Below are 24,718 nucleotides of genomic sequence, written 5' to 3' on the forward strand. Positions count from 1 at the left end.
TGGATTTACAGAACATAAGACATCAATTAAAATTCGGAAAACAATGAAGAAAGGATGGATAATCGCGATAGCCATCGTGGCCGTACTGGTCATCTGGTTCGCAACGGGGTATAACTCGCTCGTGAAGCAGGAGGAGGGAGTGAAGACTGCATGGTCGCAGGTGGAGAACCAGTATCAGCGGCGCAGTGACCTGATACCCAATCTTGTGAATACGGTCAAGGGGTATGCGTCGCATGAGTCCGAAACCCTTGAGGGTGTGGTGGCTGCCCGTGCGCGTGCCACGCAGACGACCATAGATGCCGACAATCTGACGCCGGAGGCCATCGAGAAATACCAGGCCGCGCAGGGCGAACTGACCGCTGCACTCGGCCGCCTGCTGATGATACAGGAGAACTATCCCGACCTGAAGGCCAACCAGAATTTCTCCGAGCTGCAGGCACAGCTCGAAGGGACGGAGAACCGTATCGCTACCGAACGCCGCAATTTCAACGAGGCGGCGCGGGCTTACAATACACGGGTACGCCGCTTCCCGACCAATATCATAGCGGGACTGTTCGGATTCGGACAGTATCCCTATTTCGAAGCGGCTGAAGGCAGTGCGACGGCTCCGGTAGTGGAGTTTTAGTACGGCCGTCGGCCTCGGGACGAAAGGGAGGACTTGTCGGGTGCGGCCGGTCGGCCGTGCCCGATGTCTTCGATGTCCCGGCCGGAACCTTTTTTCACCGGAACGGCAGCCGGCTGTCCGGACGGAAACGAATGGATGAAAAAGAGATGGACGAAATGAATAGAGGAGGCGGAAAGGTTCGCGGCCCTGCGGCGGAGACCGGCGAACCGGCCTCCGGAAAACGGCACGGCCCTGCGCATGGAGGACATGCCCACAGCCATGCCCATGCGGAGCCGCTCGACCATCTGAACAGGGCGTTCTTGGTCGGTATTGTACTGAATGTGGCGTATGTCGTCGTCGAGCTCGCTGCCGGTTTTTTTCTGAACTCCGTATCGCTGATTTCCGATGCAGGTCATAACCTGAGCGATGTGGTCAGCCTCGTATTGGTACTGCTGGCCTTCAAACTGGCACGGGTAAAACCCAATTCGAAATATACGTACGGATACAAGAAGAGTACGGTGCTCGTTTCGCTGCTGAATGCCTGCATCCTGCTCGTCGCGGTCGGTGTCATCGTCTGGGAGAGTATCGGCAAACTGCGCGAACCGCATCCCGTCGAAGGGGGTGCCATTGCGTGGGTGGCCGGCGTCGGCATCGTGATAAATGCCTTTACTGCATGGCTTTTCATGAAAGACCGTAAGCGCGACCTGAATGTCAAGGGAGCTTTCCTGCACATGGCGGCCGATGCCCTTGTTTCACTCGGTGTGGTGGTATCGGGTATCGTGATAAGCGCGACCGGCTGGTATGTCATCGACCCGATAATAGGGCTCGTGATAGCTGCCGTCATACTCGTTTCCACGACGCATCTGCTGTTCGACAGCCTGCGGCTTTCGCTCGATGGGGTGCCGTCCGGAGTCGTTGCTCCCGAGGAGCTGCGCCGCCGAATCATGGAAGCGGAGCCGGCCGTACACGACATTCACCACATTCATATATGGGCATTGAGTACGACTGAGAATGCGCTGACCGCGCATGTGGTGATAGATTCGGCCGAAGAAGAGGGCCGGGTGAAGGCGGCTGTGAAACACGATTTGGCCGAAATGGGTATCACGCATTCTACGCTCGAATTCGAGTATCCCGGCGGTAATGCCTGCTCGGCGGGAGAGTGCCATTCCTGTCGGTAACCGGTATCATAAGCAGCGGGCTGCACCTGTTCAGGTGCAGCCCGCTGCTTATTCGATTCCTATGCCGAACAGCTCGTCCTGCATGATTGCTGCGGGGTATTTTCCTTTGTCTTCCCTTTTGGTGATTATGAGCTTTTCGGGTAGGTGAATGTCGATGGACGAACGAAACAGTGCAGCCGAAAGGACATCCGGTAGGAATGAATGGTGCCCGGCATCGCAGTGCCCTATCTTCACATATACTCAGGGGGCCGGCTGTGCCCGAGCGCCGTAAAATTGTATAAAGGACAGAAGTTACGGCAAGTTTTACCGACGCAGGCAGGAAGGTGTCGGAGTTTTTCCTATCTTTATAATTGGAAGATATTTTGGAAGATTTCGCAACGGCGATGCAACGAAACGGCAACGCTTTGCGTCTAACAATAAAAGACAGGAGAAACCATTAACCTGAACACATATACGTATGAAAAAAAGAATATTCTTTACGATTGTCGGATGCCTGACTGCATTAGGCATTATTTCTTGTCATCCGGATTATACACATTATACGCACTATACTTATATCAATCAGACGGCTTCGACGATTACGATTGAATGCTATTACGGCCGTGTGCCGGATGATGAAATCGTCAATCCGGAGGATTTGTACAAAACGCTTACGATATTGCCCGGAGAAGAAAACACAATAGTATTTAGTGGTAAGACTTTCGTAGAACCTTTCGGCTGGCTAAATACATCCAGAGTGTATTTGCTGGTTGAAAACGAAAAGGTAAAAGTTTTTGAACGGGGAGCAACAAACAACTTGTTGAGAGAGAAGACCTATACGCTCACGTCGGCAAGCGATACCGTCCTCCATTACGAATATGTCTTTACCGACGATTATTTCAAGGACGGAGAACCGATAGAATAATATTTTCAGACTTTTATATGACAGGCGGAGCGATATTTTGTCGCTCCGCTTTGTTTTTATGATAATTTTCTGTATATTTAACTATCATCGTGTGGGTATGGAAGAGTTCCGGTTTGTGCCTGCCATTCAACGCCGGTCGGATTGGGATTATGCAAAACATACAAGACCGATTCCGGAAATCATCGTCTTCTTCTCTCCTGTCAACTTTCCAGTTTCCTATGCCATGAACGATGCAAGGCTGTACGGGCCGCGCGGGCGGATTACTTGGCGATGATGTTGGAGACGACGTTCATGCCGAGCAGCTCGTTCAGCCGATGACGGAGTTCGGTACGCCGCATGAAGATGTCGTGGCGTGCCACGGAAGAGGTAAGGGCCACGTAGAGTACGCCGTTGCGCATGGTCAGCGACCGCGTAAGCGACGCGGCGCCGGGGCCGACGACTTCCGGCCACAGGTCGGGTATCCGCGCCTCGGCAAGCCGTCGCATCCTCGTCGGGTTCTCCTCGACGAATCCCGACCAAAGTTCGCCTATGCTCATCGGTCTGCTCCGCCTCATGCTTCCCTCCTCTCCTCGGTTATCTCGCCCTCCTCCACGGTGAAAAGCGTATAACGTGCTCCGCAGTTGTCGAGTATGGAGGTCAGCCGCGTATGGTTGCAGTCGGAGATGACGGTCTGTCCGAAACTTCCGTCTCCGACGAGGGTGATGAGCGCTTCGAGACGCGAAGCGTCCAGCTTGTCGAATAAATCGTCGAGAAGCAGGATGGGGCGTTCGCCGGTCTCTTCCGCGATGATGGCGTGCTGCGCCAGTTTCAGTGCTATCAGGAATGATTTCTGCTGCCCCTGCGAACCGTATTTCTTCAACGGATATCCGCCGATGCGCATGACCATGTCGTCGCGGTGGACACCGCTTGTAGTGAACTGGTTCGCGATGTCCCTGTCGCGTGCCGCCGCCAGCACCTCGCCGAACGTGGCGCCGTTCAGCTCGGAGCGGTAGGAGAGCTCCACTTTTTCGCGGTCACCCGATATGGCGCGGTAATGCCGTGCGACGATTGGACCGAGTTTCTCTATCGTTTCCGCTCTTTTGGCATGTATTACCCTGCCGTGCGCCTCCAACTGCATGTCGAATACTTCGAGCAGGTCGCCCTGTGCGGCGGAGCGGAGCTGCTTGAGCAACCGGTTCCGTTCGGCGAGCGCATGGTTGTAACGGATGAGTGCGTTGAGGTATTCCCGGTCGTTTTGCGAAATGAACGAGTTGAGCCATTTGCGCCGTTCGTCAGCGGCGTCGCTGACGAGAAAGATGTCGGCCGGAGATACGATGACCGTGGGAACCGCACCGATGTGTTCGGAGAGCCGTTCGTACTCCTTGCCGTTGCGTTTGAGCGTCTTGCCGCCGTTGCGCTTGAACGAGCAGGTCACCGTTTCGTGGCGGCCGCCGTCCGACAGATACTCCCCGTTGAGCAGAAAGAACTCTTCGCCGTGGCGCACGCTCTGCCCGTCGGTCATGGCAAGCGAACTTTTGCACATCGCCAGATACCATACGGCGTCTATCACGTTGGTCTTGCCGGCCCCATTGCGTCCCGTGAAGCAGTTGATGCCCGGAGCGAGTTCGAGGTCGGCCTGTGCTATGTTTTTGAAGTTCAGCAGCGACAGTTTGCGGATATACATGTGCGGACGGGATGCGTTATGTGCAACTTTCCCTCAAAGGTAGCGATTCCCGCGGGATTTATGAAATGCGTGTTCCGGTACGGCGCCGGAAAAGGGCGCTGCCGGGAAAATTTATTGCAGCCGCCGTCATGTTTTTTCGTAAAAAGGTGTATTTTTGTCGTTTGAATTGGGAACACCAAGCAGTTTGACTTGCGGCGGCCCTTCCGCAGGGGACGGGGCACCGGTAATTAACTTGTTTTATTTATGGCCACTAAATCCACGAACGCTAATTCTAAACCCAGGAAAGGGGAACATGTAGACCCGGAACAGAAAATCGAGACCGCTCTCGATAAGACCGAACTGTTTTTCCAGAAATATACCAAGCAGCTGCTTACGGGACTGCTCGTAGTGGTGATTGTCGTGGGCGGCTATTTCGCTTACGAATACCTCGTGAAGAGGCCCCGTGCCGTCAAGGCCGCCGAGATGATGTTCGTTGCCGAACAGCTTTTCGCAGCAGAGGACTATACGGCCGCACTCGAGGGCGACGGCAGCAATGCAGGTTTTCTCGACGTCGTTTCACAGTACGGCGCCACCCGTCCGGGACGTCTCGCGGCCCACTATGCCGGCGTGTGCTACATGAAGCTCGGCGATTTCGATGCGGCAATGGAGTACCTCAACAAATACAAGAAGGTAAAAGGAGCGCCTGGCGTGATAATCAACGCGCAGAACTTTGGACTCAAGGGCGACATCTGCGTCGAACGCGGCGATTACGCCAAGGCCGAGGTGCTGTATGCCCAGGCTGCGGATGCTGCCGACAATGTGCTCTCCACTCCTTATTATCTCCGCAAACTTGCCTTCGTATATGCCGAACTCGGCAGGATGGAGGAGGCTGTGAATGTCTGCGAACGCATCAAGACGGAGTACGCTTCGAGCCTTGAGGCGAGAGATATCGACAAACTTATCGGGGAGTTCGAACAGGCCCGATAGCAGCTTCCGTGGTGGAAGACAAAATGAACAGGCTGTACGGCGCAAGCGGCAGCCTGTTTGCATTCGCGTGCTGGATACGGAGACGAGACCTGCGGCGATATGCGGACTGAAAACAATACGATTTGAACTATGGCGACCAAAAACCTTTCACATTTTGAGGCACCGCTCCCTTCTGCGGCCGATATGAAATTCGGCATTGTCGTTTCGGAGTGGAATCCGGAAGTAACCAACGCACTGCGGGACGGAGCCGTGAGGACGCTGCGCGAATGCGGATGCAGCGACGAGAACATCATCGTACGATACGTGCCGGGCACGTTTGAACTCCCCATGGGAGCGCGTTTCTTTGCGGAACATACCGATGTGGACGGCGTGATTGCGCTCGGCTGCGTGGTAAAGGGCGAGACGCCGCACTTCGATTACGTCTGCCTCGGAGCGACGAAGGGTATCAGCGATGTCATGCTGGAGTGGGATATGCCGGTGGCGTTCGGCGTATTGACCACCCTCGACCAGCAGCAGGCGCTTGACCGGGCCGGCGGTCGGTTGGGCAACAAGGGAGACGAGGCCGCGGTGGCTGCTGTCAAAATGGTAAGGTTGCAGCGCGAGTTCGAACTCTCTGCGGAGGCGAGTATGAATCCCCGCAATGTGAACTGACGGATATTGGCAGCCGGTGGGACAGATAAGGGGACGCGTTGATACGCGTCCCCTTATCTGTCCCACCGGGAAACCGCTCGTATCCCGATACGGCGGGATATTTTCTTGCGACCGCCGCTGCGGAACCTGTCTGGCCGCCCGGCCAGTTGCCTCAGGCCGGCCGTCCGGTCAGGGTATGGAGATGCCAGGGCCCGTGATGCGGGAAATCTGGCTGATGTTGAGGTCATAGCCGTCGAGCAGCATGACGATGTGTTCCGTTCCGTCGTAAACGTTCATCACCACTTCCGTCGTATGCCCCTCCTCCTGCCGGATGAAAAACTCTACGCTTTGGCTGCCGTCATGTACGGCACTGACCGTTGCGTATTCCCCGCTTTGGAGCACCGCTTTGACCTCCTCGGCGAATACCTTGTTGCCGGTCTCCGCCACGATGATAATCATTCGGTTTACGTTATTCAGTCCGGGCGCTCCGGAATCGGTGCCGTCGGCGTCATTGATGGCCCGAAACATTTCGCCCGCCATCTCTACCGTGGTATATCCTTCGCAGCCCGAATATTTCTCATACAGCTTCATGAAGCCGTCCGTCTGTCCGTAGGAGAGCAGTGGGCAGCAGCAGAGGGCCGTCAGTATCAATAACTTTTTCATGGTATCGTCCTTTTTGGTAAGGGGAGTTGATGCAGCGTCAGAAACCGAATCCGAGCCCGATGGTCATGGGCGATACGGCCGGTCCCTTGCCGTATTTGAACAGGTCTGTCACTCCGTAGTTGCAGTAGATGTAGAAGCCGTGGAAACCCGCCCGGGCGGTGATACCCGCATAAAATGGATTCATGTACATGCCGTAAGCCTTCTCCTTCGGAAACTTTATCTTCGTATGGCTGCCTATGCACACCCCGCCGTAAACGCCCAGCGACAGGTGGAACATGTCGGAACGGCCGATAGTGAATACGACCGGTACCTGAAGCGAGGAGGTGCTTAGTTTGGATTTTTTGTAACTCGGAGCAATGGCTTCGGGTACGAGCATGCCGTTCTGTTTCGTGAGCCTTACGTTCTGGGAGAAGACGTATTCGTTGAAGACGAGCTGGAGTGCCGCCGTGAGGGAGAGGTTTCGGGAGGCGTTGAGGTAGAGCGTCACATCGCTGAGCGAGAAGGCGAACTGAAGCGATTTGGCGTTGTTCAGGTCCATGAAGTCATACAGCCCGTCGGGCAGCGTACCGTACAGCGTGTAGTCCGGCCGTGGCAGTGTGTTGATGCCCAGCTCGAAGAAGGATTGGAAGTCTGAGTCGCCGAATGCCGCAGCCCGTCGTTTCGGCGGAACGGGAGCGCCTGCGGTACGTTCCCGGCCGTTGTCATTCATGACTATTTCGACCGACGCCACCCGCACCACGATGCGTCCGTCGTCGGGCTGTCGTATATCGACGACCCGTTCTCCGTCGGGATTCGTTATCACTACTTGTCTCCTGTCGCCGGTAACCGTGTGCTGGGCCTCTGCCGTTTCGATATCCATGACCGCAGATACCAGTACGGCGAGTAAAAAAGCAAACCTTTTCATGGGAATATATATTGTTTATAATTTATAGTTACCTTTATATGACCCCGTATGTGTCCGGGATTGCTGTGTTGTCGTATCTGTCGGGAAAGCTGCCGTCGTATGACGGGAAGAGGTTGCGTACGGCCGCAGGGATGTGTAGTCTGTCACTCCCTCCGGGGTGCAGGACCCGCGGGTTGTTCCTGGCTGTCGACCTCTTCCGCGGCCTTTTTCACATGTTCCATGATGTTCCTTGCCGTTCGGAGGGCGTCCAGCGACCGGCCCGCTTCTCTGATTGCATCCGCCCCTGTCGCTGTGGAGTGTACCCCGGCTTTCAGCAATCTTTCCGCCATATTGACCTGGCGGAGAGCGATGTCTATGTCGGTGACAGGCTCGCCGTTGAGGTAGCAGTAGATTTCCGTATTTTCTCTGCGGTCGGAGAGGTAGAGTGTACAGAGGACGGCGACGGCTGCTGCGACGGTCGTGAGGAGCGCGGCAAGACGGACACGCCGGCCTTGCCGGGGATGGCATTCGGCTTCACCTTCTGTCCGCCGGAGGAGACGTTCGGAGAGCAAGGCATCCGTGAAGCTGCAGGTATCTGCGGCCGTTGTCGCGAAGGCGCCGAACATGGCCTTCGCGTATGCCAGGTCGGCCGGTACCGTGTCGCGGGCGAAGAATTCCCGCAGCTCCTGTTCCTGTGCGTCGGTTGTCGCTCCGTCGAAGTAGAGGGCGAGCAATCGTCTTATCTCTTTATCCGATGCCATAATCCATTATTGCTTTGAATCTCTCTCTGACCCTCTTGCGGGCCCTTGACAACAGTACCCGGACGGTTGGCCCTTCCATGCCCACTATCTCTGCGATGCGGTCGATATCGTAGTTCTCTATGTCGCGCAGATGCATGATGGTGCGCTGTTTTTCCGGCAGCGTTTCCATTGCCCTGCGGAGCAGTTCGTGCGTGTCGAGATGGTCTGTCGCCCATTCCTGTGCCGCGTTGTCCGTTTCGTTGCGGAGCATGCCGAGTTTCTCTTGTTTCGTCCGCCGGCTGCGGAGTCTGTCGTAACAGAGGTTGCGGACGCTGACCATGACGAAAGCCTCCAGATTCGTACAGCCGTCCAGCGAACCGCGGCTTTTCCATAGCTTTTCGAAAACGTCCTGCGTGACATCTTCGGCCTCGGATACGTCCGACAGGATAGCCCGTGCGAAACGGAATATCTTGTCTTTCAGTGGTATGAGGCGTGCAGCGAACTCTGCTTGGTCCATAAACTCCGGTCGAGGCCTTTTCCTTGCGTCTATATCAAAGACGTCGGACGGGGACGAATATAACACCGTCTCCGGAAAAAACGGTCTTTTCTTGCGAATTTCGGACAGGAAACGACGGTATAGGCAGATTTTATCCGGTCATTGAAATTATTGATTGGTAAATGGTTGCTTTTTCGCTGCGATTCCGGCCTGCCTGCGGGAAAACCGTTGCGGATGGTATGGATTTTGCCGTATCTGACATAAACAGAAAAAAACATGTTACACTTAATATCAATAACGTTATGACACATAAAATGCCGGAACTGCCCTACGCGAAAGATGCGTTGGAGCCCCATATCAGCAGGGAGACGATAGAATACCATTACGGAAAGCATCTGCAGGCTTACGTGGATAACCTCAACAAGCTCATCCCCGGTACGGAGTATGAGGATGTATCGCTGGAGGAGATTATTCGTCGGGCTGAAGGGCCGATTTTCAACAACGGCGCGCAGGTGTGGAACCACACCTTTTACTTCAATACCTTCTCGCCGAAGCCGCAGGAGAAACCGGAGGGAAAGCTGCTGGATGCGTTGGAGAAGAAATACGGTTCTTTCGATAGTTTCAAGGCCGAATTCGAGAAGAAGGCTACCGGACTGTTCGGGTCGGGTTGGACATGGCTGGTGAAGGACGCGTCGGGTGCGCTCGATATCGTGAATGAATCCAATGCCGGTAATCCGATAAGAAACGGCCGGACACCGCTCATGGTGATGGACGTATGGGAACATGCCTACTATATCGACTATCGCAATCGCCGGGCCGATTCGGTCAAAGCCACCTGGCATGTCATCGACTGGAAAAAGGTCGGAGAGCGGTTTTAGGGCTGTGGCATAACATAAACATAAAAGAGGGGAACGCCGTTTGTGCGCTGCCCCCTTTTTGCATGTGTCGTGTCGTTGTGGCGAGAGGAGAGGGTTGTCTGCTGTCGGGGACATCGTGTGTCTCTACGGTCCGGAAACGGAGACGACGAAAAGGCAGGAGAATTTCTCCTGCCTTTTCTGTCATTCGCAGTTCGCCCGGGGCTTTAGAACGATTGGCCTATTCGGATGAACGAATCCGCTTCGAGGGCCGCTCCGCCGATGAGACCGCCGTCCACATCGGGTTTTGCGAAGAGTTCCTGGGCGTTGGAGGGTTTGCACGAGCCGCCGTAGAGTATCGGGGTGGCGTCGGCGGCAGCGCCGAATTTTTCGGCCAGCGTCCGACGGATGTGGGCGTGCATCTCTTCAGCCTGTTCCGATGTAGCCGTTTTGCCGGTACCTATCGCCCATACGGGTTCGTAGGCTACGACGAGCGAGGTGAACTGTTCGGGTGTCAGGTTATAGACCACCTCCCGGAGCTGTGCCCCGACGATGTCGAAGTGCCGGCCCGCTTCGCGTTCTTCGAGCTTTTCGCCCACGCAGTATATCGGAATGAGGTTGTTGGTGTATGCCATGGCGAGTTTCCGGTTGAGCGTGGCACTCGTTTCACCGTAGTATTCGCGCCTTTCCGAGTGGCCGAGGATGACGTACTCCACGCCGAGTGCGGCCAGCATGGCGGCCGATACTTCGCCCGTGTAGGCTCCCTTCTCCTCGGCGGCACAGTTCTGCGCACCGACCGCTACGCCTTTGCCGCGCGTAGCCTTCACCACCTCGCTGAGGTGGGTGAACGGCGGACAGACGATGAGTTCCACGCTGCTGTCCGTTTCGTGGCGCCTGGCTGCGACGGCCTTGGCCAGTTCCACTCCCTCTGCGGGCAGGGTATTCATTTTCCAGTTGCCCGCAACGATTTTTTTTCTCATTATCCCAAGTTTTTGGTTTGTGATACGGTTTGAAGTTTCAGGAGTCTGCGGTGCCGGGGCGGCTGCTATTCCACCCACCCTTTCACCTCTTCCGCCGTGGGGTTCTTCAGCCCCAGCTTGTTCTTCTTGTTGAATCCGCACAGGTCGTTGAACAGTTTCCCTGCCGAGAGTTTCTTCAGCGAATCGACGGTCAGGAATCCCATTTTGTGCAGTACCGGCACCCACTCCTCCGGAATGCCTTTTTCGACATACTTCTCCGGATTGTCTCGGACGACGCCCTTTTCGGGTTTCATTTGCGGAAAGAGCAGGACGTCCTGAATGGAGGGCTGGTTGGTCATGAACATCGTCAGGCGGTCGATGCCCATGCCCATACCCGAGGTGGGGGGCATGCCGTATTCGAGGGCGCGGACAAAGTCCATGTCGATGAACATCGCCTCGTCGTCGCCCTTCTCGCTCAGCCGGAGCTGCTCCTGGAAGCGGTCGAGCTGGTCTATCGGGTCGTTGAGTTCGGAGTAGGCGTTGCAGAGCTCCTTGCCGGCCACGAAGAGTTCGAACCGTTCCGTCAGGTCGGGATTGTTGCGGTGGCGTTTCACCAGCGGCGACATCTCGATGGGGTAGTCCATGACGAAAGTGGGCTGAATGAGGTCGCGTTCGCAGTATTCGCCGAAGAGGGCGTCTATCAGCTTTCCCTTGCCCATTGTCTCGTCCGTTTCCACATGCAACCGGCGGCACGCTTCGCGCAGCTCCTCCTCGCTTTTGCCGGTAATGTCGAAACCGGTCTTCTCGCGGATGGCATCCGTCATCGTTATTCTGCGGAAAGGGCGGCGGAAGCTGACCTGCTGCCCCCATATTTCGAGTTCCGTGGTGCCGTTTACGGCGAGTGCCACCTGTTCGACCATCTCCTCGGTGAAGTCCATCATCCAGAGGTAATCCTTGTAGGTGACGTATATCTCCATCACCGTGAATTCGGGGTTGTGGGTGCGGTCCATTCCCTCGTTGCGGAAATCCTTGGCGAATTCATAGACACCGTTGAAGCCCCCCACGATGAGCCTCTTGAGGTAGAGTTCGTTGGCGATGCGCAGGTAGAGGTCCGTATCGAGCGTATTGTGGTGCGTGATGAAGGGACGTGCCGCAGCGCCGCCCGGTATGGGCTGCAGAATGGGGGTCTCTACCTCCAGGTAGCCGCGTTCGTCGAAGAAACGGCGCATGGTGGCGATGATTTTGGCCCGCTTGGCGAATACTTCCCGTACCTGCGGGTTCACCACAAGGTCCACATAGCGCTGACGGTAACGCGTGTCGGGGTCGGTGAAGGCATCGTATACCTTGCCGTCCTTCTCCTTGACCACCGGCAGCGGACGGATGGATTTGCCCAATACGGTGAGTTCGCGGCAGTGTACCGAGAGTTCACCCGTCTGGGTGATGAAAGCGAAGCCCTTCACGCCGACGAAGTCGCCGATGTCGAGCAGTTTTTTGAATACGGTATTGTAGAGGGTCGGGTCACCTTCGGGACAGATATCGTCGCGGCGGATGTACACCTGTATGCGGCCCGTGTGGTCCTGTAGTTCGAAGAAGGAGGCACTGCCCATGATGCGGCGCCCCATGATGCGGCCTGCGATGCTGACCTGCTGGAAGTTGCCTTTCTCCGGGTCGAAGTCTGCGGCTATTTCCGCAGCCGTGGCCGTGACGGGATATTCTGCGGCGGGATAGGGCTCGATACCGAGCTCCCGCAGTGCCGCCAGCGAATTGCGGCGCAGTTGTTCCTGTTCGCTGAGTTCGTTATATGACATGGCTGTTAATAATTTTCCGGGTGTTTCTCCAAAACACAAAATTAGGAAGAATTTCCCGCATTACGCAATTTGACTGGCGTATCGGGCGTTATATGGCAAATTTTTTGTCCCGCTACGGATAAAACGCGGGGAAAGACGGCGCTTTTCGGAACGTTTTCCCTATATTGCAGTACGGATGCCGTCTGTCGGCGGGGTTCTGGGATAACCGGGCCGAAGCGGACGGTTCCGTTCGTTTCCGGCAGGAAGCCGGATATGATTTAATGATTCTGTTGATGATGAGGAGTTATTTCTGTATTGACCTGAAGGGAAAATCGCTGTTTCTCCCTTTTTTGGCGGCGTGGGCGGCGGCTGTCGGCGGAACGCTGCTTTTCCTCCGTTTTGCGGAGCGGTATGCGTCGCCCGAACCGTTGCTGGATTGGTCGTTCGCGGCCTTTGCGATGTGCTGCCTGCTGTTTGTTGTCGTGATGCAGGCGGCCTGCTGTTTCGCCCTCTACTTTTTCGTGCGGGCTACGGCGGGCGGCATGGCGCTCTCCGGCGAGCGGTTCGAGGCCGACTACCCGCCCCGGCGTTATGCGGCACTCTGTACGAAGGGTATCCTGCTCGGTACGGTGACGCTGGGTGTCTACCTGCCCTGGTTCATCCGGGATGTGGTGCGTTATTTCGCCGAGGGGACTTCGTTCCGTTTCCATGCGCTGGAGTTCCGTGGAAGCGCTTCGGCCCTGTTCAGTTATGCGGTGCTTCTTTGCGTGGCTCCGGCTTTTGTCGTGTACTCGCTGGTGCCGGTCGTGATGATGCGGGCTTCGGCCGGGACGGAGGGGATGTATGTGCTTTGCTGGTTCCTCTATATTTTGCTGCTGGCCTTCGTCTGTGTGTACAGGGCGGTGGCCGTGAAATGGTTCGTTGATTTCACTTACGGCGGCAAACGGTTGCTCTCGACGGTGTGCGGCTGGCGGGCCGGATGTTTCGTTTTTGGACAGGCTCTGCTTGTGTTGGTCACGCTGGGCCTCTATTATCCCATGGCCCTGCTTCGGGTGTGGCGGTATTATGTGGGGCGGCTGGTGCTCGGACGGGAAGAGGTTGAAGACCGGTTCGGATTCACCATGCAGCCCGGCCGCAACTACCTGTTCGTCCTCGGACAACTGTTGCTGACGGTCGTGACGCTCGGACTCTATTTCCCGTGGGCATACGCCCGTGTGGCCTCGCTTCTCGTGGGACGTTCCTATGTCGAGGTGCAGGAGGAGCGCGGCAGGGAGCCTATGCCGGAATGTACCTTGTGACGCTCCTGTCGGCGGTCCGGCTGACAGTCATCATGGATTTGTATCGGCAGAAGGGAAGTTGGCACATAATTTGTTTAAATATAAATGTCGATTTCTTCGGTGCGACGGCCTTGAAAAAGCCGAAAAGCGGATAATAAATTCGGATTATCCGCGTTTCCATACCGAAGACAATCCGTAAAGGTTTCTTCATTTATTTAAGTTTGGGTTAGTAGTTTTGGGTGTTATCCCCAAAAAAACAGGAGGCAATCGCGAAGATTCCCTCCTTGTTTTTTTATGTTTGCCGCCTTTGTCTCCTCATTCGTGATGGTAAGGGGCATGGTGCAGGATGGAGAAGGCGCGGTAGAGCTGTTCGGTGAAGAGGGTGCGTACGAGTTGGTGGGAGAAGGTCATGCGCGAAAGCGAAAGCATGGCATCGGCCCTGGCATAGACTTCGCCGGAGAAACCGTAGGGGCCTCCCACGATGAAACATATCCGTCGGGCACTGCCGGTGAGTTTTCCTCCGAGCCACGCGGCGAACTCCACCGAGCGCATCTCCGTTCCCTTTTCGTCGAGCAGTACGACGTAGTCGCCCGGCGCTGTCTGTCGGAGTATCATCTCTCCTTCGGCCTGTTTCTGTATCTGTACGGGCAGTTTCCCGGCGTTGCGGACGTCGGGAAGAAAAACGACGGAGAATCTGGCGTATCGGCTGATGCGTTTCGAATAGTCCGCCATGAGGGCGGCTATCTCCGCCGAGTCGGTTTTGCCTACGAGTATGAGGTCTATTCCCATGGGTGTCTGTTGTTGTCTCCGATGCCGCAGCGCTGTTGGGGGCGCTCGGCCGGGGTTTGTGCCGGTCAGCGGGTGAGGGGCAGGTCGTTGTTCCATTCTCCGCCGGCTCCGTCGTACAGTATCGGCCGGTTCGGGTCGGCGGTTCGCAGCCACAGATAGGTGCGGTAGAGGTTGAATCCGTTGCCGCTCTGCCCGCCGAGCGACCATGCGACGATGCACGGATGGGTGTGGGAGCGGCGGAACATCGCCTGCGTCCGCTCCATGTATTCGGGCAGCCATGCCGGGTCGTTGCTCAGGCATCCTCCGATGCGCCGGTTCCCCGTCTCGTAGGAGGTGTTGATGTTGGCCTGGTCTATCACGTACATGCCGGTACGGTCGCAGATATCGTAAAACCACCAGGGCTGCGGAGTGTCGGGCCAAAGCGTGTTGAAGCCCTCTTTTTTCAGGGCGGCTATCTCGCGTCGCAGCGCTGCGGGCGTCGTCGCGTTGCAGCGTGCCGGGCGCAGTTCGACGGGTTTCCCGTTGCGATAGACTCTCCCTTCGGCATGGGAGACGGTGCCGAAGCCCACGTTTACGGGAACGTATTCGAGGATGCGGTCTCCCTTGCGGACGAAGAGGGTGAGTCGGTAGAGGGCGGGCTTCTCGGCGCTCCACAGCTTTTTCCCCGCTCCGTATATCGTGGCCCGCAGCGTGACTGTGTCGCGGTCTCCGGCCGGGAGCGTTACGCGTTTCGTGCCGTACTCTTCCACCCGTCCTTCGGGCGAGAAGACATCGAAACAGAGTGAAAAGGTCTCTTCAGAAGGGTAACGGTTCTCGACGACGACGCGGGCGGTCAGTTCGCCGTCACTGCCGGTCAGGACGGTGGACACGTCATAATCCCAGATGCGGGTGCGCGGCTGGGAATAGAGGAAACACGAGGTGAGGTCGGCCCGCTGCCGGCGGAGTCCCGATTCGGGTTCGTCCGTGTCGGCGGTCAGTTCGATGCGGAGCGTGTTCGTGCGGCCCGCTACGGCATTCGGCAGCTCGAACTCCGAGGGGGTGCCGCTGTCGCGGGCAGAGCCGACCGCCGTGCCGTTGACCGAGACGCGGTGGCTGTTGCGCCCCCCTTCGCAGTGCAGCATGATGATGCGGTCGGCCCAGAACTCCGGCAGTTCCACCGTTGCCGTATAGACGATGTTTCCGTCGGCGGTACGGCTTTGGGTGAAGTTCTCTACCGGGAGATAGTTCCATTCGGCCTCCCGGTCGTCGTTCGCGGCGTTCTGTCGGATGGTGTAGCTCATGAATTCGCTGCGCAGAAGCCGTCCCTCGTATCCGGTGGCGGGGAGGGGCAGCGGGGCTTTCGCTGTCACCGCCGTCGTGTCGGCGGGGGAGGAAGCGTACATCGGGGAGAGGGCGGCTGCCGGGAGCATTGCCGCGAAGAGGTATCTGTAAAGTGGTTTCATTCTCGCTGTCAATCTGGTTCCGTATCCGGTTTGTGTCATGCACAGGTAGGCGGCTTTGCTGTTCATCGGATTCCCCGCACTGCCCGGAAATCCGCCATGCGTCCCTCGTCATCCGGCGCGTCGATGCCGTATCCTATGGCCATGGAGGCCTCCTGTTCGGAGCGCATGTCGTCTGCCGCCATGGCGGCGAGTTTTGCTGCTGCGGCCGTACCCGCTTCGATGGCGGCTTCGATGTCAACGGCTGTCGGACGGTGACCGAGCAGCTCCTCCAATCGGTGGAACGCCCACCCTGCGGCGTATTCACCGTACCGTTCGTGGGCCTTCTTCAGCGCGCCGCACACCTCCGCCGTCGAGGCAAGTTCTTCGGAGTCGATGCGGTCGAGAATGCCTTCCATTACCCGCAGCGGGATGTACATGCCTCCTGCATCGGCCCATCGGCCGGTTCCGTCTGCATCAGGCGCTTTCCCGGCAGCCAGCATCGCACCGAGGTACTTCTCCTGGGCGAGGCGGTAGAGTCGCAGTCCCCGGCGGAGCATGCCCGTCCGGATGCGGAGCCTGCGGTAGGTGCAGACGTCGCCCGTCTCCCTGCCGAGCAGTTCTTCGCAGGCGGCGATGGCGGCGGTGATGCGTTCGGCGATGTAGGGGTTGCACTCCTCGAAGTTGATGAGGTCGCCCGCATACCGGTCGCGCCGGTCGCGCTGCGGCCATTTGGCCAGGTCGCGGGCCGCGCCGGCGGTGGCGAGGTTGCTGCCGGGCAGCAGCCAGGAGTATCCCTCCTGCTCGATGAGCAGCGAAAAGGGGAAACATTCCGTGTCGGGATGCGATTTGTGGCGTCCTATCACCGTGGTGAAGGCGCCGTCGAGCGCCGGGAGCATCATGTAGGCGTCGCTCCCGTATTTGCAGCCCCGCTGGTGGATGCCCTGGTGGACGGGGCCCGACTTGAGCAGGTGGTTGCTCTGGTTCGTTCCGCTCCCGGCATTGAAGAAGGAGAACATGCCCGCTATGAGAAGCGTCGATTTGTGGTGCGATATGGTGTAGGGGCCGGCCAGTACGCTGCATGCTTCGCCGTTGTCGCAGTGGCTTCCGGCGAAGAAGAGCGAATCGGTCGCCGTGAGGGCCGAGGCACGGGTGGCATTCCCGAAGAAACAGCGCTCGGCGACCGTCCCGTTGTCGATGATGCTGTTGCCGCACACGATGAAGTCGCGCATCTTCACGCCGGGGCCTATGTAGGTCCGTTGCCCCGGATGGGAGGCGACCGTCCCGTTGCTGAGGAACGATGCCCCTTCCACGACGGCATCCGGCCCGATGGCTACGTTTCGCAGTATGCCGCACGAGGAGATACGGGTGCCGGGCCCTACCGTGCAGAGCGACGCTGCCGCGGGGAGAGTGAACTCCCGTTCCGCCATGCCGAGCAGCCGCTCGACGGTGGCCGGCCGGTGGCGGTACATGGCGATGATGTAGGCGAGTTGCGAAGTGAGCCCCGTGAAGAGCGGAATCTCCCGGCCGCCGGCTTCGTTCACCGCCGCTGCGGGAATGCCGCTGCCGAAGCTGCTGCGCCCCGTGGCCTCCACCGCCGAAGTGTCTTCCACCGTAGCGCCTGCGCCGATGTCGCATCCCGACAGGCGCCCGACGTTGCGCAGACGGACGCCCGTGCCGATGCGAACCGTTCCGCGGAAACCGCAGCCGCGTACCGTGTCGGGCGTGAAGTCCGTCGTTACCTCTATCGAATCCCAATCCTCTGCCGTGCAGCCCTGTGCCTGCAGTCTGCCGCGCTCATCGGCGGTCAGTTTCCTGTAATCTTCCATAAGCATGGCCGGTTAATGCGTGATGCGGAACACGCGTCCGCACACTGACAAAGATATTCGATTTGTACGGAACGGACAAGGCAATCGTGTCGTCGGTGCGGTACAGGGATGTTTTTTGCGGCTTTCCGGCCCATTTGTGACGTCTTTCCTGCGTGAGTATGGGAAAAAATGCCGATATTTGCGTTTGGTTTGAAAAAAGTATCGTAACGAATAAAGTATTAACGCAATGTCGGAAGTGAAAAGGACGATGGTCGCGGAGCTGCTGCGCTCCGGCCGGGTGGATACCGAAGTGGTCGTAAAGGGATGGGTACGTACCAAGAGGGGAAACAAGAACGTGGCGTTCATCGCCCTCAACGACGGTTCGACAATTAACAATATCCAGATAGTGGCCGATGTCGCCGCTTTCGACGGCGAATTGTTGAAGCGGATAACCACCGGCGCCTGCATCTGCGCGCGCGGTTTGCTTGTCGAATCGGCCGGTTCCGGCCAGCGTGTCGAAATACAGGCGCGGGAGCTGGAGGTGTACGGCGAGGCCGACCCCGAAACGTATCCGCTTCAGAAGAAGGGCCATACGCTCGAATTCCTGCGTGAGATAGCGCATCTGCGTCCGCGTACCAATACTTTCGGTGCGGTGCTGCGCATCCGCCACGCGATGGCCTTTGCCATCCACAAATTTTTTAACGACAAGGGATTTTACTATTTGCATACGCCTATCATAACGGCTTCCGATGCGGAGGGTGCCGGCGCCATGTTCCAGGTGACGACGCTCGACCTGAAGAATCCGCCCCGTACCGAAGAGGGGAGGATAGACTATTCGCAGGATTTCTTCGGCCGCTCCACGAACCTGACCGTGTCGGGGCAGTTGGAGGGCGAGCTGGGAGCTACTGCACTTTCGCAGATATATACCTTCGGGCCTACATTCCGTGCGGAGAATTCCAACACGCCGCGCCATTTGGCCGAGTTCTGGATGATTGAGCCGGAGATGGCGTTCTACGAGCTGGAGGACAACATGGACCTGGCCGAGGAGTTCCTCAAATACCTGATTCGCTATGCGCTCGACAACTGCATGGAGGACCTCGAATTCCTGAACAAGATGTACGACGACGGCCTTGTCGAACGGCTCCGTTCGGTCGTGGCGGAAGAGTTCGTCCGGCTGGACTACACCGAAGGGGTGGAGATACTCAAGGCCAGCGGCGAGAAGTTCGAGTTCCCGGTGGAGTGGGGATGCGACCTGCAGAGCGAACACGAACGCTATCTGGTGGAGAGGCATTTCCGGAAACCGGTCATCCTCATCAACTATCCGAAGGAAATCAAGGCGTTCTACATGAAACAGAACGACGACGGCAAGACCGTCCGCGCCATGGACGTGCTCTTCCCGAAGATAGGCGAGATAATCGGCGGCTCGGAGCGGGAGGCCGATTACGGTAAACTCGATGCGCGCATCAGGGAGCTCGGCATGAGTATGGATACGCTCTGGTGGTACATGGATACGCGCCGTTTCGGTTCGGCACCCCACAGCGGTTTCGGTCTCGGTTTCGAGCGGTTGTTGCTGTTCGTGACCGGCATGGCGAATATCCGCGACGTGATACCTTTTCCGCGCACTCCCAAGAATGCGGAGTTCTGACGGCGGCGGCCTGCGTGCGTGGTGCGGTTTCTGGCATGGTCTTTGGTAAGAGCCGGGAGAGTGCCGTTCTGCACCGGAGGCGATACGGACGTATGTTGCCGGATGCTGCCCGATTGGAGGTCGGAGAGAAAGAGATGAAGTAACCTGTGACGGCCCGTCTGCCGAAAGAGCGGCGGGCCGTCCGAAACGACAGCAAGCGATTTATGCCCGCAATTAACCAGAAACAAGTTTTAAAACAGCTTCAGAAGCTATCGCCGCAGCAGATACAGATGATAAAGCTGCTCGAACTGCCTACCTTGCAGTTGGAACAGCGCGTCAAACAGGAGATTGAGGAGAACCCGGTACTCGAAGAGGAACAGCAGACCGCCGAAGAGAGCACCGAGGACAACGGCATGCCTAAAGAGGTGTCGATGGAAGAGTACCTCAAGGAGGCCGAAACGCCCGCCTATAAATCCTATGTCAATAACTATTCGCGCGACGACAAGGCCCGGCAGGTGGTGCTGTTCGAGGGAATGAGCATGCACGAGTACCTGACGGAACAGCTCTCTTACCGTGAAATGCCTCAGGAACAGTTCGAAATAGCCCGTTACATCATAGGCAACATAGACGACGACGGTTACCTGCGGCTCGACCTGCAGTCCATTTCCGACGACATCGCATTCAATTACGGCAAGGAGATAGACATACCGGAACTGGAGGAGGGGCTCCGTGTGGTACAGTCGCTCGAACCGCCCGGGGTGGGAGCCCGCGACATACGGGAGTGCCTGTTGCTGCAGTTGGAGCGCCGCAGCAATCTGACTGCTGCCCAGGTGCTGGCCAAACGGATTCTGGAGAACTGTTTCACGGAGTTTACCAAGAAACATTTCGAGAAGATAATGGGGCGTCTCGGAATAAGCGAGGAGCAGTTCCGTGCCGCCATCGAGGAGATACAGCGCCTTTCGCCCAAGCCGGGCAACCTCTACAACGAGGGAGGGAACATCGCCTCGCCCTACGTGATACCCGATTTCATCCTCGACGAGCGGGACGGCGAACTGATGCTCCGGCTGAACTCCTACAACGTCCCCGAACTGAAGATAAACCGCAAATACGCCGACATGATACGGCAGATGGCACACTCCTCCGGCAATCCGTCGCAGGAGGACAAGGAGGCTCTCCAGTTCGTGAAGAACAAGATAGATTCCGCCAAATGGTTCATATCGGCCATCAAGCAGCGGCAGGATACGCTGATGCGGACGATGCAGGCCATCGTGGATTATCAGCGGGAGTATTTCCTCGACGGTAATGAGAGTAAACTCAAACCGATGATATTGAAGGATATCGCCGATATGACGGGGCTCGACGTCTCCACTATTTCGCGGGTGGTGAACAGCAAGTACGTCCAGACGGGATTCGGTATCATCTCCCTCAAGCAGCTCTTTTCGGAGGCGATGCAGACCGACAGCGGCGAGGAGGTCTCCTCATACGAAATCAAGAACATTCTCTCCGAGTGTATCGACCGGGAGGATAAGCGCAAACCGCTGACGGATGAGGCACTCATGGAGATACTCAACAACATGGGCTACCATATCGCCCGGCGTACGGTGGCCAAATACCGCGAGATGCTCGGAATTCCGGTGGCCCGGCTCCGCAAGGAACTCTGAAACCGCAGGGATGCAAAGGCGGCTGTGGCCGATTGCAGCGGCAGCCTCGTTGCCGCCAGGCCCTCCTTGTGAAGCAGGCTTTTTTTCGTACCCCGTAATTTTACCGATTCTTAGATAGCGGAGAGGCTGTGCCGTGTCGGACCTGTTGTCCGATTCGATACGGCCTCTCTTTTTGGGTATGCGAGCCGGAGAGCGTGTTTCCGGCAGGTCATGCGGCGAGTCCGGCCCGTATCCCGTCCGTATCCCGTCCGGGGAAGAGAGGCGGGAAGGAGGAATGTTCGGGGAACGGCTGCGGTGGGCGGGCCGAGTGGTTGAACGGCGTGCGCACTGGTCGGTATCGCATGAATTCGTAGAATAGTAGAATAAAAGAGAGGTTTTCCTGTACCGTAACGCGATAAATCGTAACTTTACCGACCGTTCGGCCGGTTCCGGAGCCGGCGGTTAAAAACGGAAGGATTTGCTTATGGATACTTGCATGGAGGAGCGCAGCGTGTGGGCCTCGCTCAGTCGGGGCGTATCATACTTGTTGCATCCCTTTTTGATGCCGGTATGGCTGTTGCTGATACTTTTCGGGACGGGAATCCTGCCCATCTACCTGCCCGTCGGGATAAAACGTTATATCCTGATGGTAGTCACGGTCGATACGCTTGTCGTACCTGCGCTGGGGATTCTTTTGATGCGGGTGTTCGGGCTTCTCGGCGATTTTTCGCTTTCCCGGCGCCACGAACGCACGCTGCCGATGCTGATTGTGGCGCTGTGTTACGGGCTGTGCGGCTGGATGCTCGGCTCCTCTCCCATGCTGTTCCTGCTCCGGCGGATGATGTTCGCCGCCATGGCCTGTACGCTTTTCGCGCTGTTGGTGAACCTGCGGTGGCAGGTCAGCCTGCACATGACGGCAGCGGGTGCGGCGACGGGTATGGTCGCCATCCTGTTGTATGCCGGTTATACCAATCTCGTCTGGGTATTCTGCGGTGCGGTTCTGTGTTCCGGCGTGTTGGGTTCGGCCCGGCTCTGTCTCGGAAAACATACGCCCGCTCAGGTGGCCGTAGGGTTTGCCGGCGGCTTCCTGCTCGCCGTCGCGGTACTGCTGCTGGCCTGAAAGCGGCTCGGAGGGGACACGAAGGGCGACACAAATTTTGTGTCGCCCTTCGTGTCCCGGTGCGTTCCCGCGGTTTCAGGCCGATACCGCATGTATCCCTTTCAGGTGGCGTGCCCAATTCCCCTGTGCCCGCAGCACCTGTTCGATGATGTCGCGTACACAGCCGTGGCCGCCGGGGAATTCCGATACGTAGCGCGAAGCCTCGATGATTTCGCATGAGGCATCTGCCGGGCAGACGGGGAGTCCTACCGCCTGCATACACTCCAGGTCGGGAATGTCGTCGCCCATGAACAGGACGTTTTCCGGGTCGAGGGAGTGCCGTTCCATGATTCCGCTCAGAACGGCTATCTTATCGGATACGTTGACATGCAGCTCGGTGACGCCGAGATAGCTGAAACGTTTGTAAAGAATGTCGCCGCGGCCGCCCGTAACGATGAATATCTTGTATCCCTGCCTGACGGCGTAGCTTACCGCATAGCCGTCCTTGGCATTGTAGGCGCGCAGAAAATCGCCGTCGGCCAGAGGCATGATGTTCCCGTCGGTGAATACTCCGTCTACGTCGAATACGAACGCCTCGGTCCGTGCTATGTCCTCTTTGAAGTTTCCCATATGCTTTCGCTCAGTAATTTGTATATCTTGTTGTATCGTTCGTCGTTTTCGCGTGCGAGGATGGCCTCGTGGCGGCGCATGGTGACGGTGTCGCCGCGGACCGCGGGACCGGTCTGTACGGCCGCGGGATTGTCCGTCGCTACGGCTTTGGCTGCCGTTTCGAGTACCAGCGGCCCCAGTATGCCGAAATCGAGTCCCTCCTTCTCCAGCAGCCTGCCCGCGATAGCGTAAAGGTGGTTGGAAAAGTTACATGCGAAGACTGCCGCTGCGTGGAGTCTGCCACGTCGGGCGCTGTCGGCTTCGCGGACACAGTCGGAGAGCGCCTCCGCGAAGTCCCGGACGGTGCGGCCGGCCCGGTCGGTGGTGTATTCGATGAAGAGGGGGACGGTGCGGAAATCGATGCTGCGTCCCGCCGAAAAGGTTTGCAGCGGATAGCATACGGCCCGGTCGGCGGCGACGCACCGCAGCGAATCGATGCCGAGCCCTCCGGAGGTATGGGCTACCGTGGCGCCGGGAGGCGTGCGCAGCCGTGCGGAAACCTCTTCCACCGCCGAATCGCTGACGGCTATCAGGTAGAGGTCGGCCTCTGCCGTCTCCTCCGGTCGGGCAATGTATTCGGCTCCGTACCGGTCGGCGAGCTCCCGGCCGCGGAGAGGGTTGCGTGCGCATAGTTGTTTCAGGTGCAGGCTGTCCTGTCCGGCGACGGCTCCGGCGAGGGCTGCCGCCACATTACCGCTCCCTATTATCGTTATCTCCATCCTTTATAAGCTCCATCAGAAGTATGTTGTCGTCCGACGTGTCTATCTTTCTGTCGATTTCATCCATGATGCCGGAGATTTCGCGCAGATAGCGGTTGCCGCACAAGTCGCGTACCGCGGAACCGGCCCGTTCGACCGCCCGCACGGCTTCGTGCAGTGTGAGGGTGTGTATGTCGCGTGCCGGAACGTATATCTTCGTCTTCTGGCTTTTGTCCGAGGATATGGGGAGTATCATCCCCGCCTCGTCGAGCGTATAGTTGATGTCCCTCACCAGTCGGACGGGAAGTTTCAGCTCCCGCGCTATCGCCTCGGAGGAGATGCCTCCTTCGCCGCGCATGAAACTCCGTATGATGACCGTGAGGGAGGCGAGCATCACTTTGCGTCGGTTGTCGTAGCTGACACTCGCGGCGTCCTGTTCCTGCACGAAACTCTCCACGTTCTGGTAGGAGAACGAGAGTTCGGCTCCGAAGAGGACGATTTGCCAGCTTGCCTGTATCCAGAACAGAAACAGGGGGACTGCGGCAAAGCTGCCGTAGATGATGTTGTAGGACGATACGCCGCTCTGCAGCGTGACATATACGAGTTGGAATACGGAGAAGGCAATCGCGGCGATGAGGGCCGCCATCGCCGCGTGGCGGAAGCGCACTTTGGTGTTCGGAATGATTTTGTAGGCGCCTGCGAAGAGGAGCCACAGCACTGCGAACGAACCGATGGCGTAGAGTACGCTGTACGGAATGGAGGCGTAGTTGGCGATGAGTGTCCGGATGTAGGAGAGTACCAGCGCGAGCATGACGGCCAGCAGCGGCATGACGAATATCACTGCGGCATAGGTGCTCGCACGTCTTGTCAGGCTGCGTGGCTTCTGGACCTCCCATATCGTGTTGAATGCGTTTTCGACGTTGCCGAAGACACGGATTGCCGCCCATACGAGTACGACGAGTCCGCTCGCGGCGACGAGTCCGCCGCTCGTGCGCACGAGTACGTTGTTGGCGAAGTTGAGGATGTATCTTATCAGTGCGCTGTTCTCCGAGAATCTTTCGAAAAGGTAGTTCTCAAGGGCTGTTTCCAGTCCGAATCCCTTGATGATGCCGAATGCCAGCGCGAGCATCGGAACGAGCGACATGAGCGTGAAAAAGGTGAGCGCCGCCGAGCGGACGACCGTATTGTGATGCTGTACACCCTGCGCGGTGTAGAGGATGAGGCGGGCCTGACGGACGAACCACCACTCTTTGCGGGAGGAGAAGTCGGCTTCCGTCTTCTCCCAGACGTCGTGTCCGACGAATTTCTTGGCTTTTTTGAAAAACGATTTCATCCTTAGTCCGGTTTTTATGGCGCTTCGTACCGCAGG

The 24,718-nt window shown here is 57.6% G+C and carries 24 protein-coding genes; 10 read left to right on the forward strand and 14 right to left on the reverse strand.

What is annotated here, in order from left to right; genetic code table 11:
• Positions 1 to 43: 43 nt before the first annotated feature.
• The 3 genes from BQ5361_RS01440 to BQ5361_RS01455 all read left to right on the forward strand — a co-directional run bounded on the left by BQ5361_RS01440 (position 44) and on the right by BQ5361_RS01455 (position 2,686).
• On the forward strand, positions 44 to 625 hold the full coding sequence (locus BQ5361_RS01440) for a LemA family protein (protein WP_022062911.1): 582 nt from the start codon (positions 44 to 46) through the stop codon (positions 623 to 625).
• A gap of 146 nt (positions 626 to 771) precedes the next feature.
• Positions 772 to 1,782: a cation diffusion facilitator family transporter gene (locus BQ5361_RS01445; RefSeq protein WP_257587908.1), complete on the forward strand. Its 1,011-nt coding sequence runs from the start codon at positions 772 to 774 to the stop codon at positions 1,780 to 1,782.
• Positions 1,783 to 2,239: 457 nt separating this feature from the next.
• Complete coding sequence (locus tag BQ5361_RS01455) at positions 2,240 to 2,686, forward strand: hypothetical protein (RefSeq protein ID WP_035472796.1); 447 nt, start codon at positions 2,240 to 2,242, stop codon at positions 2,684 to 2,686.
• Positions 2,687 to 2,946: 260 nt separating this feature from the next.
• Here BQ5361_RS01455 and BQ5361_RS01460 read toward each other — a convergent pair whose 3' ends face one another.
• Together BQ5361_RS01460 and recF are read right to left on the reverse strand one after the other, a co-directional pair.
• A complete protein-coding gene (locus BQ5361_RS01460) occupies positions 2,947 to 3,240 on the reverse strand; it encodes a DciA family protein (protein ID WP_022064193.1) in 294 nt (97 codons plus the stop codon).
• Complete coding sequence (recF, locus tag BQ5361_RS01465) at positions 3,237 to 4,349, reverse strand: DNA replication/repair protein RecF (RefSeq protein ID WP_022064192.1); 1,113 nt, start codon at positions 4,347 to 4,349, stop codon at positions 3,237 to 3,239. The genes BQ5361_RS01460 and recF overlap by 4 nt, the downstream gene beginning before the upstream one ends.
• Before the next feature lie 243 nt (positions 4,350 to 4,592).
• Here recF and BQ5361_RS01470 point away from each other — a divergent pair, with 243 nt between their 5' ends.
• Positions 4,593 to 5,315 (forward strand): tetratricopeptide repeat protein, encoded by a 723-nt coding sequence (locus BQ5361_RS01470; RefSeq protein WP_052131028.1) that lies wholly within the window; start codon positions 4,593 to 4,595, stop codon positions 5,313 to 5,315.
• 129 nt (positions 5,316 to 5,444) lie between these two features.
• Positions 5,445 to 5,966, forward strand: a complete 522-nt coding sequence (gene ribH / locus BQ5361_RS01475) for a 6,7-dimethyl-8-ribityllumazine synthase (protein ID WP_022064190.1) — start codon at positions 5,445 to 5,447, stop codon at positions 5,964 to 5,966.
• A 168-nt stretch (positions 5,967 to 6,134) separates the two neighbouring features.
• Here the strand turns inward: ribH and BQ5361_RS01480 are convergent, their stop codons facing one another.
• From BQ5361_RS01480 to BQ5361_RS01495, 4 genes are all read right to left on the reverse strand, one after another.
• Positions 6,135 to 6,608: a DUF4252 domain-containing protein gene (locus tag BQ5361_RS01480; RefSeq protein ID WP_035472792.1), complete on the reverse strand. Its 474-nt coding sequence runs from the start codon at positions 6,606 to 6,608 to the stop codon at positions 6,135 to 6,137.
• 37 nt (positions 6,609 to 6,645) lie between these two features.
• Positions 6,646 to 7,512 (reverse strand): outer membrane beta-barrel protein, encoded by an 867-nt coding sequence (locus tag BQ5361_RS01485; protein ID WP_035472791.1) that lies wholly within the window; start codon positions 7,510 to 7,512, stop codon positions 6,646 to 6,648.
• 143 nt (positions 7,513 to 7,655) lie between these two features.
• Positions 7,656 to 8,252 carry a hypothetical protein gene (locus BQ5361_RS01490; protein WP_022064187.1) on the reverse strand — a complete coding sequence of 199 codons (597 nt, stop codon included), beginning with the start codon at positions 8,250 to 8,252 and terminating at the stop codon, positions 7,656 to 7,658.
• Complete coding sequence (locus BQ5361_RS01495) at positions 8,239 to 8,748, reverse strand: RNA polymerase sigma factor (RefSeq protein ID WP_022064186.1); 510 nt, start codon at positions 8,746 to 8,748, stop codon at positions 8,239 to 8,241. The genes BQ5361_RS01490 and BQ5361_RS01495 overlap by 14 nt, the downstream gene beginning before the upstream one ends.
• Positions 8,749 to 9,029: 281 nt before the next feature.
• Here BQ5361_RS01495 and BQ5361_RS01500 point away from each other — a divergent pair, with 281 nt between their 5' ends.
• On the forward strand, positions 9,030 to 9,605 hold the full coding sequence (locus BQ5361_RS01500; protein ID WP_035472787.1) for a superoxide dismutase: 576 nt from the start codon (positions 9,030 to 9,032) through the stop codon (positions 9,603 to 9,605).
• Between the two features lie 203 nt (positions 9,606 to 9,808).
• Here the strand turns inward: BQ5361_RS01500 and tpiA are convergent, their stop codons facing one another.
• Together tpiA and lysS are read right to left on the reverse strand one after the other, a co-directional pair.
• Positions 9,809 to 10,561, reverse strand: coding sequence for a triose-phosphate isomerase (gene tpiA, locus BQ5361_RS01505; protein ID WP_035472785.1), 753 nt, complete (start codon positions 10,559 to 10,561; stop codon positions 9,809 to 9,811).
• 65 nt (positions 10,562 to 10,626) lie between these two features.
• Positions 10,627 to 12,348 (reverse strand): lysine--tRNA ligase, encoded by a 1,722-nt coding sequence (gene lysS / locus BQ5361_RS01510; protein WP_071424885.1) that lies wholly within the window; start codon positions 12,346 to 12,348, stop codon positions 10,627 to 10,629.
• Between the two features lie 272 nt (positions 12,349 to 12,620).
• On the opposite strand from lysS, the gene BQ5361_RS01515 reads away from it, so the two are divergent.
• Positions 12,621 to 13,625 (forward strand): DUF898 family protein, encoded by a 1,005-nt coding sequence (locus BQ5361_RS01515; protein WP_161940413.1) that lies wholly within the window; start codon positions 12,621 to 12,623, stop codon positions 13,623 to 13,625.
• A 294-nt stretch (positions 13,626 to 13,919) separates the two neighbouring features.
• Here the strand turns inward: BQ5361_RS01515 and BQ5361_RS01520 are convergent, their stop codons facing one another.
• From BQ5361_RS01520 to BQ5361_RS01530, 3 genes are all read right to left on the reverse strand, one after another.
• Positions 13,920 to 14,393, reverse strand: a complete 474-nt coding sequence (locus BQ5361_RS01520) for a 23S rRNA (pseudouridine(1915)-N(3))-methyltransferase RlmH (RefSeq protein WP_022064180.1) — start codon at positions 14,391 to 14,393, stop codon at positions 13,920 to 13,922.
• A 65-nt stretch (positions 14,394 to 14,458) separates the two neighbouring features.
• Positions 14,459 to 15,835 (reverse strand): glycoside hydrolase family 2 protein, encoded by a 1,377-nt coding sequence (locus BQ5361_RS01525; protein ID WP_071424886.1) that lies wholly within the window; start codon positions 15,833 to 15,835, stop codon positions 14,459 to 14,461.
• Positions 15,836 to 15,897: 62 nt separating this feature from the next.
• On the reverse strand, positions 15,898 to 17,640 hold the full coding sequence (locus tag BQ5361_RS01530) for a DUF4954 family protein (RefSeq protein ID WP_035473027.1): 1,743 nt from the start codon (positions 17,638 to 17,640) through the stop codon (positions 15,898 to 15,900).
• Positions 17,641 to 17,866: 226 nt separating this feature from the next.
• Between BQ5361_RS01530 and asnS the strand changes: the two genes are divergently transcribed.
• From asnS to BQ5361_RS01545, 3 genes are all read left to right on the forward strand, one after another.
• Positions 17,867 to 19,264: an asparagine--tRNA ligase gene (asnS, locus tag BQ5361_RS01535; protein ID WP_022064177.1), complete on the forward strand. Its 1,398-nt coding sequence runs from the start codon at positions 17,867 to 17,869 to the stop codon at positions 19,262 to 19,264.
• A 203-nt stretch (positions 19,265 to 19,467) separates the two neighbouring features.
• Positions 19,468 to 20,904, forward strand: coding sequence for an RNA polymerase factor sigma-54 (rpoN, locus tag BQ5361_RS01540; RefSeq protein WP_035472780.1), 1,437 nt, complete (start codon positions 19,468 to 19,470; stop codon positions 20,902 to 20,904).
• A gap of 463 nt (positions 20,905 to 21,367) precedes the next feature.
• Positions 21,368 to 22,003: a hypothetical protein gene (locus BQ5361_RS01545; RefSeq protein ID WP_143047458.1), complete on the forward strand. Its 636-nt coding sequence runs from the start codon at positions 21,368 to 21,370 to the stop codon at positions 22,001 to 22,003.
• Between the two features lie 75 nt (positions 22,004 to 22,078).
• Here BQ5361_RS01545 and BQ5361_RS01550 read toward each other — a convergent pair whose 3' ends face one another.
• The 3 genes from BQ5361_RS01550 to BQ5361_RS01560 are packed head-to-tail and all read right to left on the reverse strand — an operon-like array spanning position 22,079 to position 24,682.
• Complete coding sequence (locus tag BQ5361_RS01550) at positions 22,079 to 22,612, reverse strand: KdsC family phosphatase (RefSeq protein ID WP_022064174.1); 534 nt, start codon at positions 22,610 to 22,612, stop codon at positions 22,079 to 22,081.
• Positions 22,588 to 23,370, reverse strand: coding sequence for a Rossmann-like and DUF2520 domain-containing protein (locus BQ5361_RS01555; RefSeq protein ID WP_022064173.1), 783 nt, complete (start codon positions 23,368 to 23,370; stop codon positions 22,588 to 22,590). Before BQ5361_RS01555 ends, BQ5361_RS01550 begins: the two co-directional genes overlap by 25 nt.
• Complete coding sequence (locus BQ5361_RS01560) at positions 23,342 to 24,682, reverse strand: YhjD/YihY/BrkB family envelope integrity protein (protein ID WP_035472779.1); 1,341 nt, start codon at positions 24,680 to 24,682, stop codon at positions 23,342 to 23,344. The genes BQ5361_RS01555 and BQ5361_RS01560 overlap by 29 nt, the downstream gene beginning before the upstream one ends.
• Between the last annotated feature and the right edge of the window lie 36 nt (positions 24,683 to 24,718).

The sequence above is a fragment of the Tidjanibacter massiliensis genome (assembly GCF_900104605.1).
GTDB lineage: Bacteria > Bacteroidota > Bacteroidia > Bacteroidales > Rikenellaceae > Tidjanibacter > Tidjanibacter inops.

Coding starts and splice junctions, on each gene's coding strand:
- BQ5361_RS01440 (WP_022062911.1), top strand. CDS start 44: ATGAAGAAAGGATGGATAATCGCGATAGCCATCGTGGCCGTACTGGTC.
- BQ5361_RS01445 (WP_257587908.1), top strand. CDS start 772: ATGGACGAAATGAATAGAGGAGGCGGAAAGGTTCGCGGCCCTGCGGCG.
- BQ5361_RS01455 (WP_035472796.1), top strand. CDS start 2,240: ATGAAAAAAAGAATATTCTTTACGATTGTCGGATGCCTGACTGCATTA.
- BQ5361_RS01460 (WP_022064193.1), bottom strand. CDS start 3,240: ATGAGGCGGAGCAGACCGATGAGCATAGGCGAACTTTGGTCGGGATTC.
- recF (WP_022064192.1), bottom strand. CDS start 4,349: ATGTATATCCGCAAACTGTCGCTGCTGAACTTCAAAAACATAGCACAG.
- BQ5361_RS01470 (WP_052131028.1), top strand. CDS start 4,593: ATGGCCACTAAATCCACGAACGCTAATTCTAAACCCAGGAAAGGGGAA.
- ribH (WP_022064190.1), top strand. CDS start 5,445: ATGGCGACCAAAAACCTTTCACATTTTGAGGCACCGCTCCCTTCTGCG.
- BQ5361_RS01480 (WP_035472792.1), bottom strand. CDS start 6,608: ATGAAAAAGTTATTGATACTGACGGCCCTCTGCTGCTGCCCACTGCTC.
- BQ5361_RS01485 (WP_035472791.1), bottom strand. CDS start 7,512: ATGAAAAGGTTTGCTTTTTTACTCGCCGTACTGGTATCTGCGGTCATG.
- BQ5361_RS01490 (WP_022064187.1), bottom strand. CDS start 8,252: ATGGCATCGGATAAAGAGATAAGACGATTGCTCGCCCTCTACTTCGAC.
- BQ5361_RS01495 (WP_022064186.1), bottom strand. CDS start 8,748: ATGGACCAAGCAGAGTTCGCTGCACGCCTCATACCACTGAAAGACAAG.
- BQ5361_RS01500 (WP_035472787.1), top strand. CDS start 9,030: ATGACACATAAAATGCCGGAACTGCCCTACGCGAAAGATGCGTTGGAG.
- tpiA (WP_035472785.1), bottom strand. CDS start 10,561: ATGAGAAAAAAAATCGTTGCGGGCAACTGGAAAATGAATACCCTGCCC.
- lysS (WP_071424885.1), bottom strand. CDS start 12,348: ATGTCATATAACGAACTCAGCGAACAGGAACAACTGCGCCGCAATTCG.
- BQ5361_RS01515 (WP_161940413.1), top strand. CDS start 12,621: ATGATGAGGAGTTATTTCTGTATTGACCTGAAGGGAAAATCGCTGTTT.
- BQ5361_RS01520 (WP_022064180.1), bottom strand. CDS start 14,393: ATGGGAATAGACCTCATACTCGTAGGCAAAACCGACTCGGCGGAGATA.
- BQ5361_RS01525 (WP_071424886.1), bottom strand. CDS start 15,835: ATGAAACCACTTTACAGATACCTCTTCGCGGCAATGCTCCCGGCAGCC.
- BQ5361_RS01530 (WP_035473027.1), bottom strand. CDS start 17,640: ATGGAAGATTACAGGAAACTGACCGCCGATGAGCGCGGCAGACTGCAG.
- asnS (WP_022064177.1), top strand. CDS start 17,867: ATGTCGGAAGTGAAAAGGACGATGGTCGCGGAGCTGCTGCGCTCCGGC.
- rpoN (WP_035472780.1), top strand. CDS start 19,468: ATGCCCGCAATTAACCAGAAACAAGTTTTAAAACAGCTTCAGAAGCTA.
- BQ5361_RS01545 (WP_143047458.1), top strand. CDS start 21,368: ATGGATACTTGCATGGAGGAGCGCAGCGTGTGGGCCTCGCTCAGTCGG.
- BQ5361_RS01550 (WP_022064174.1), bottom strand. CDS start 22,612: ATGGGAAACTTCAAAGAGGACATAGCACGGACCGAGGCGTTCGTATTC.
- BQ5361_RS01555 (WP_022064173.1), bottom strand. CDS start 23,370: ATGGAGATAACGATAATAGGGAGCGGTAATGTGGCGGCAGCCCTCGCC.
- BQ5361_RS01560 (WP_035472779.1), bottom strand. CDS start 24,682: ATGAAATCGTTTTTCAAAAAAGCCAAGAAATTCGTCGGACACGACGTC.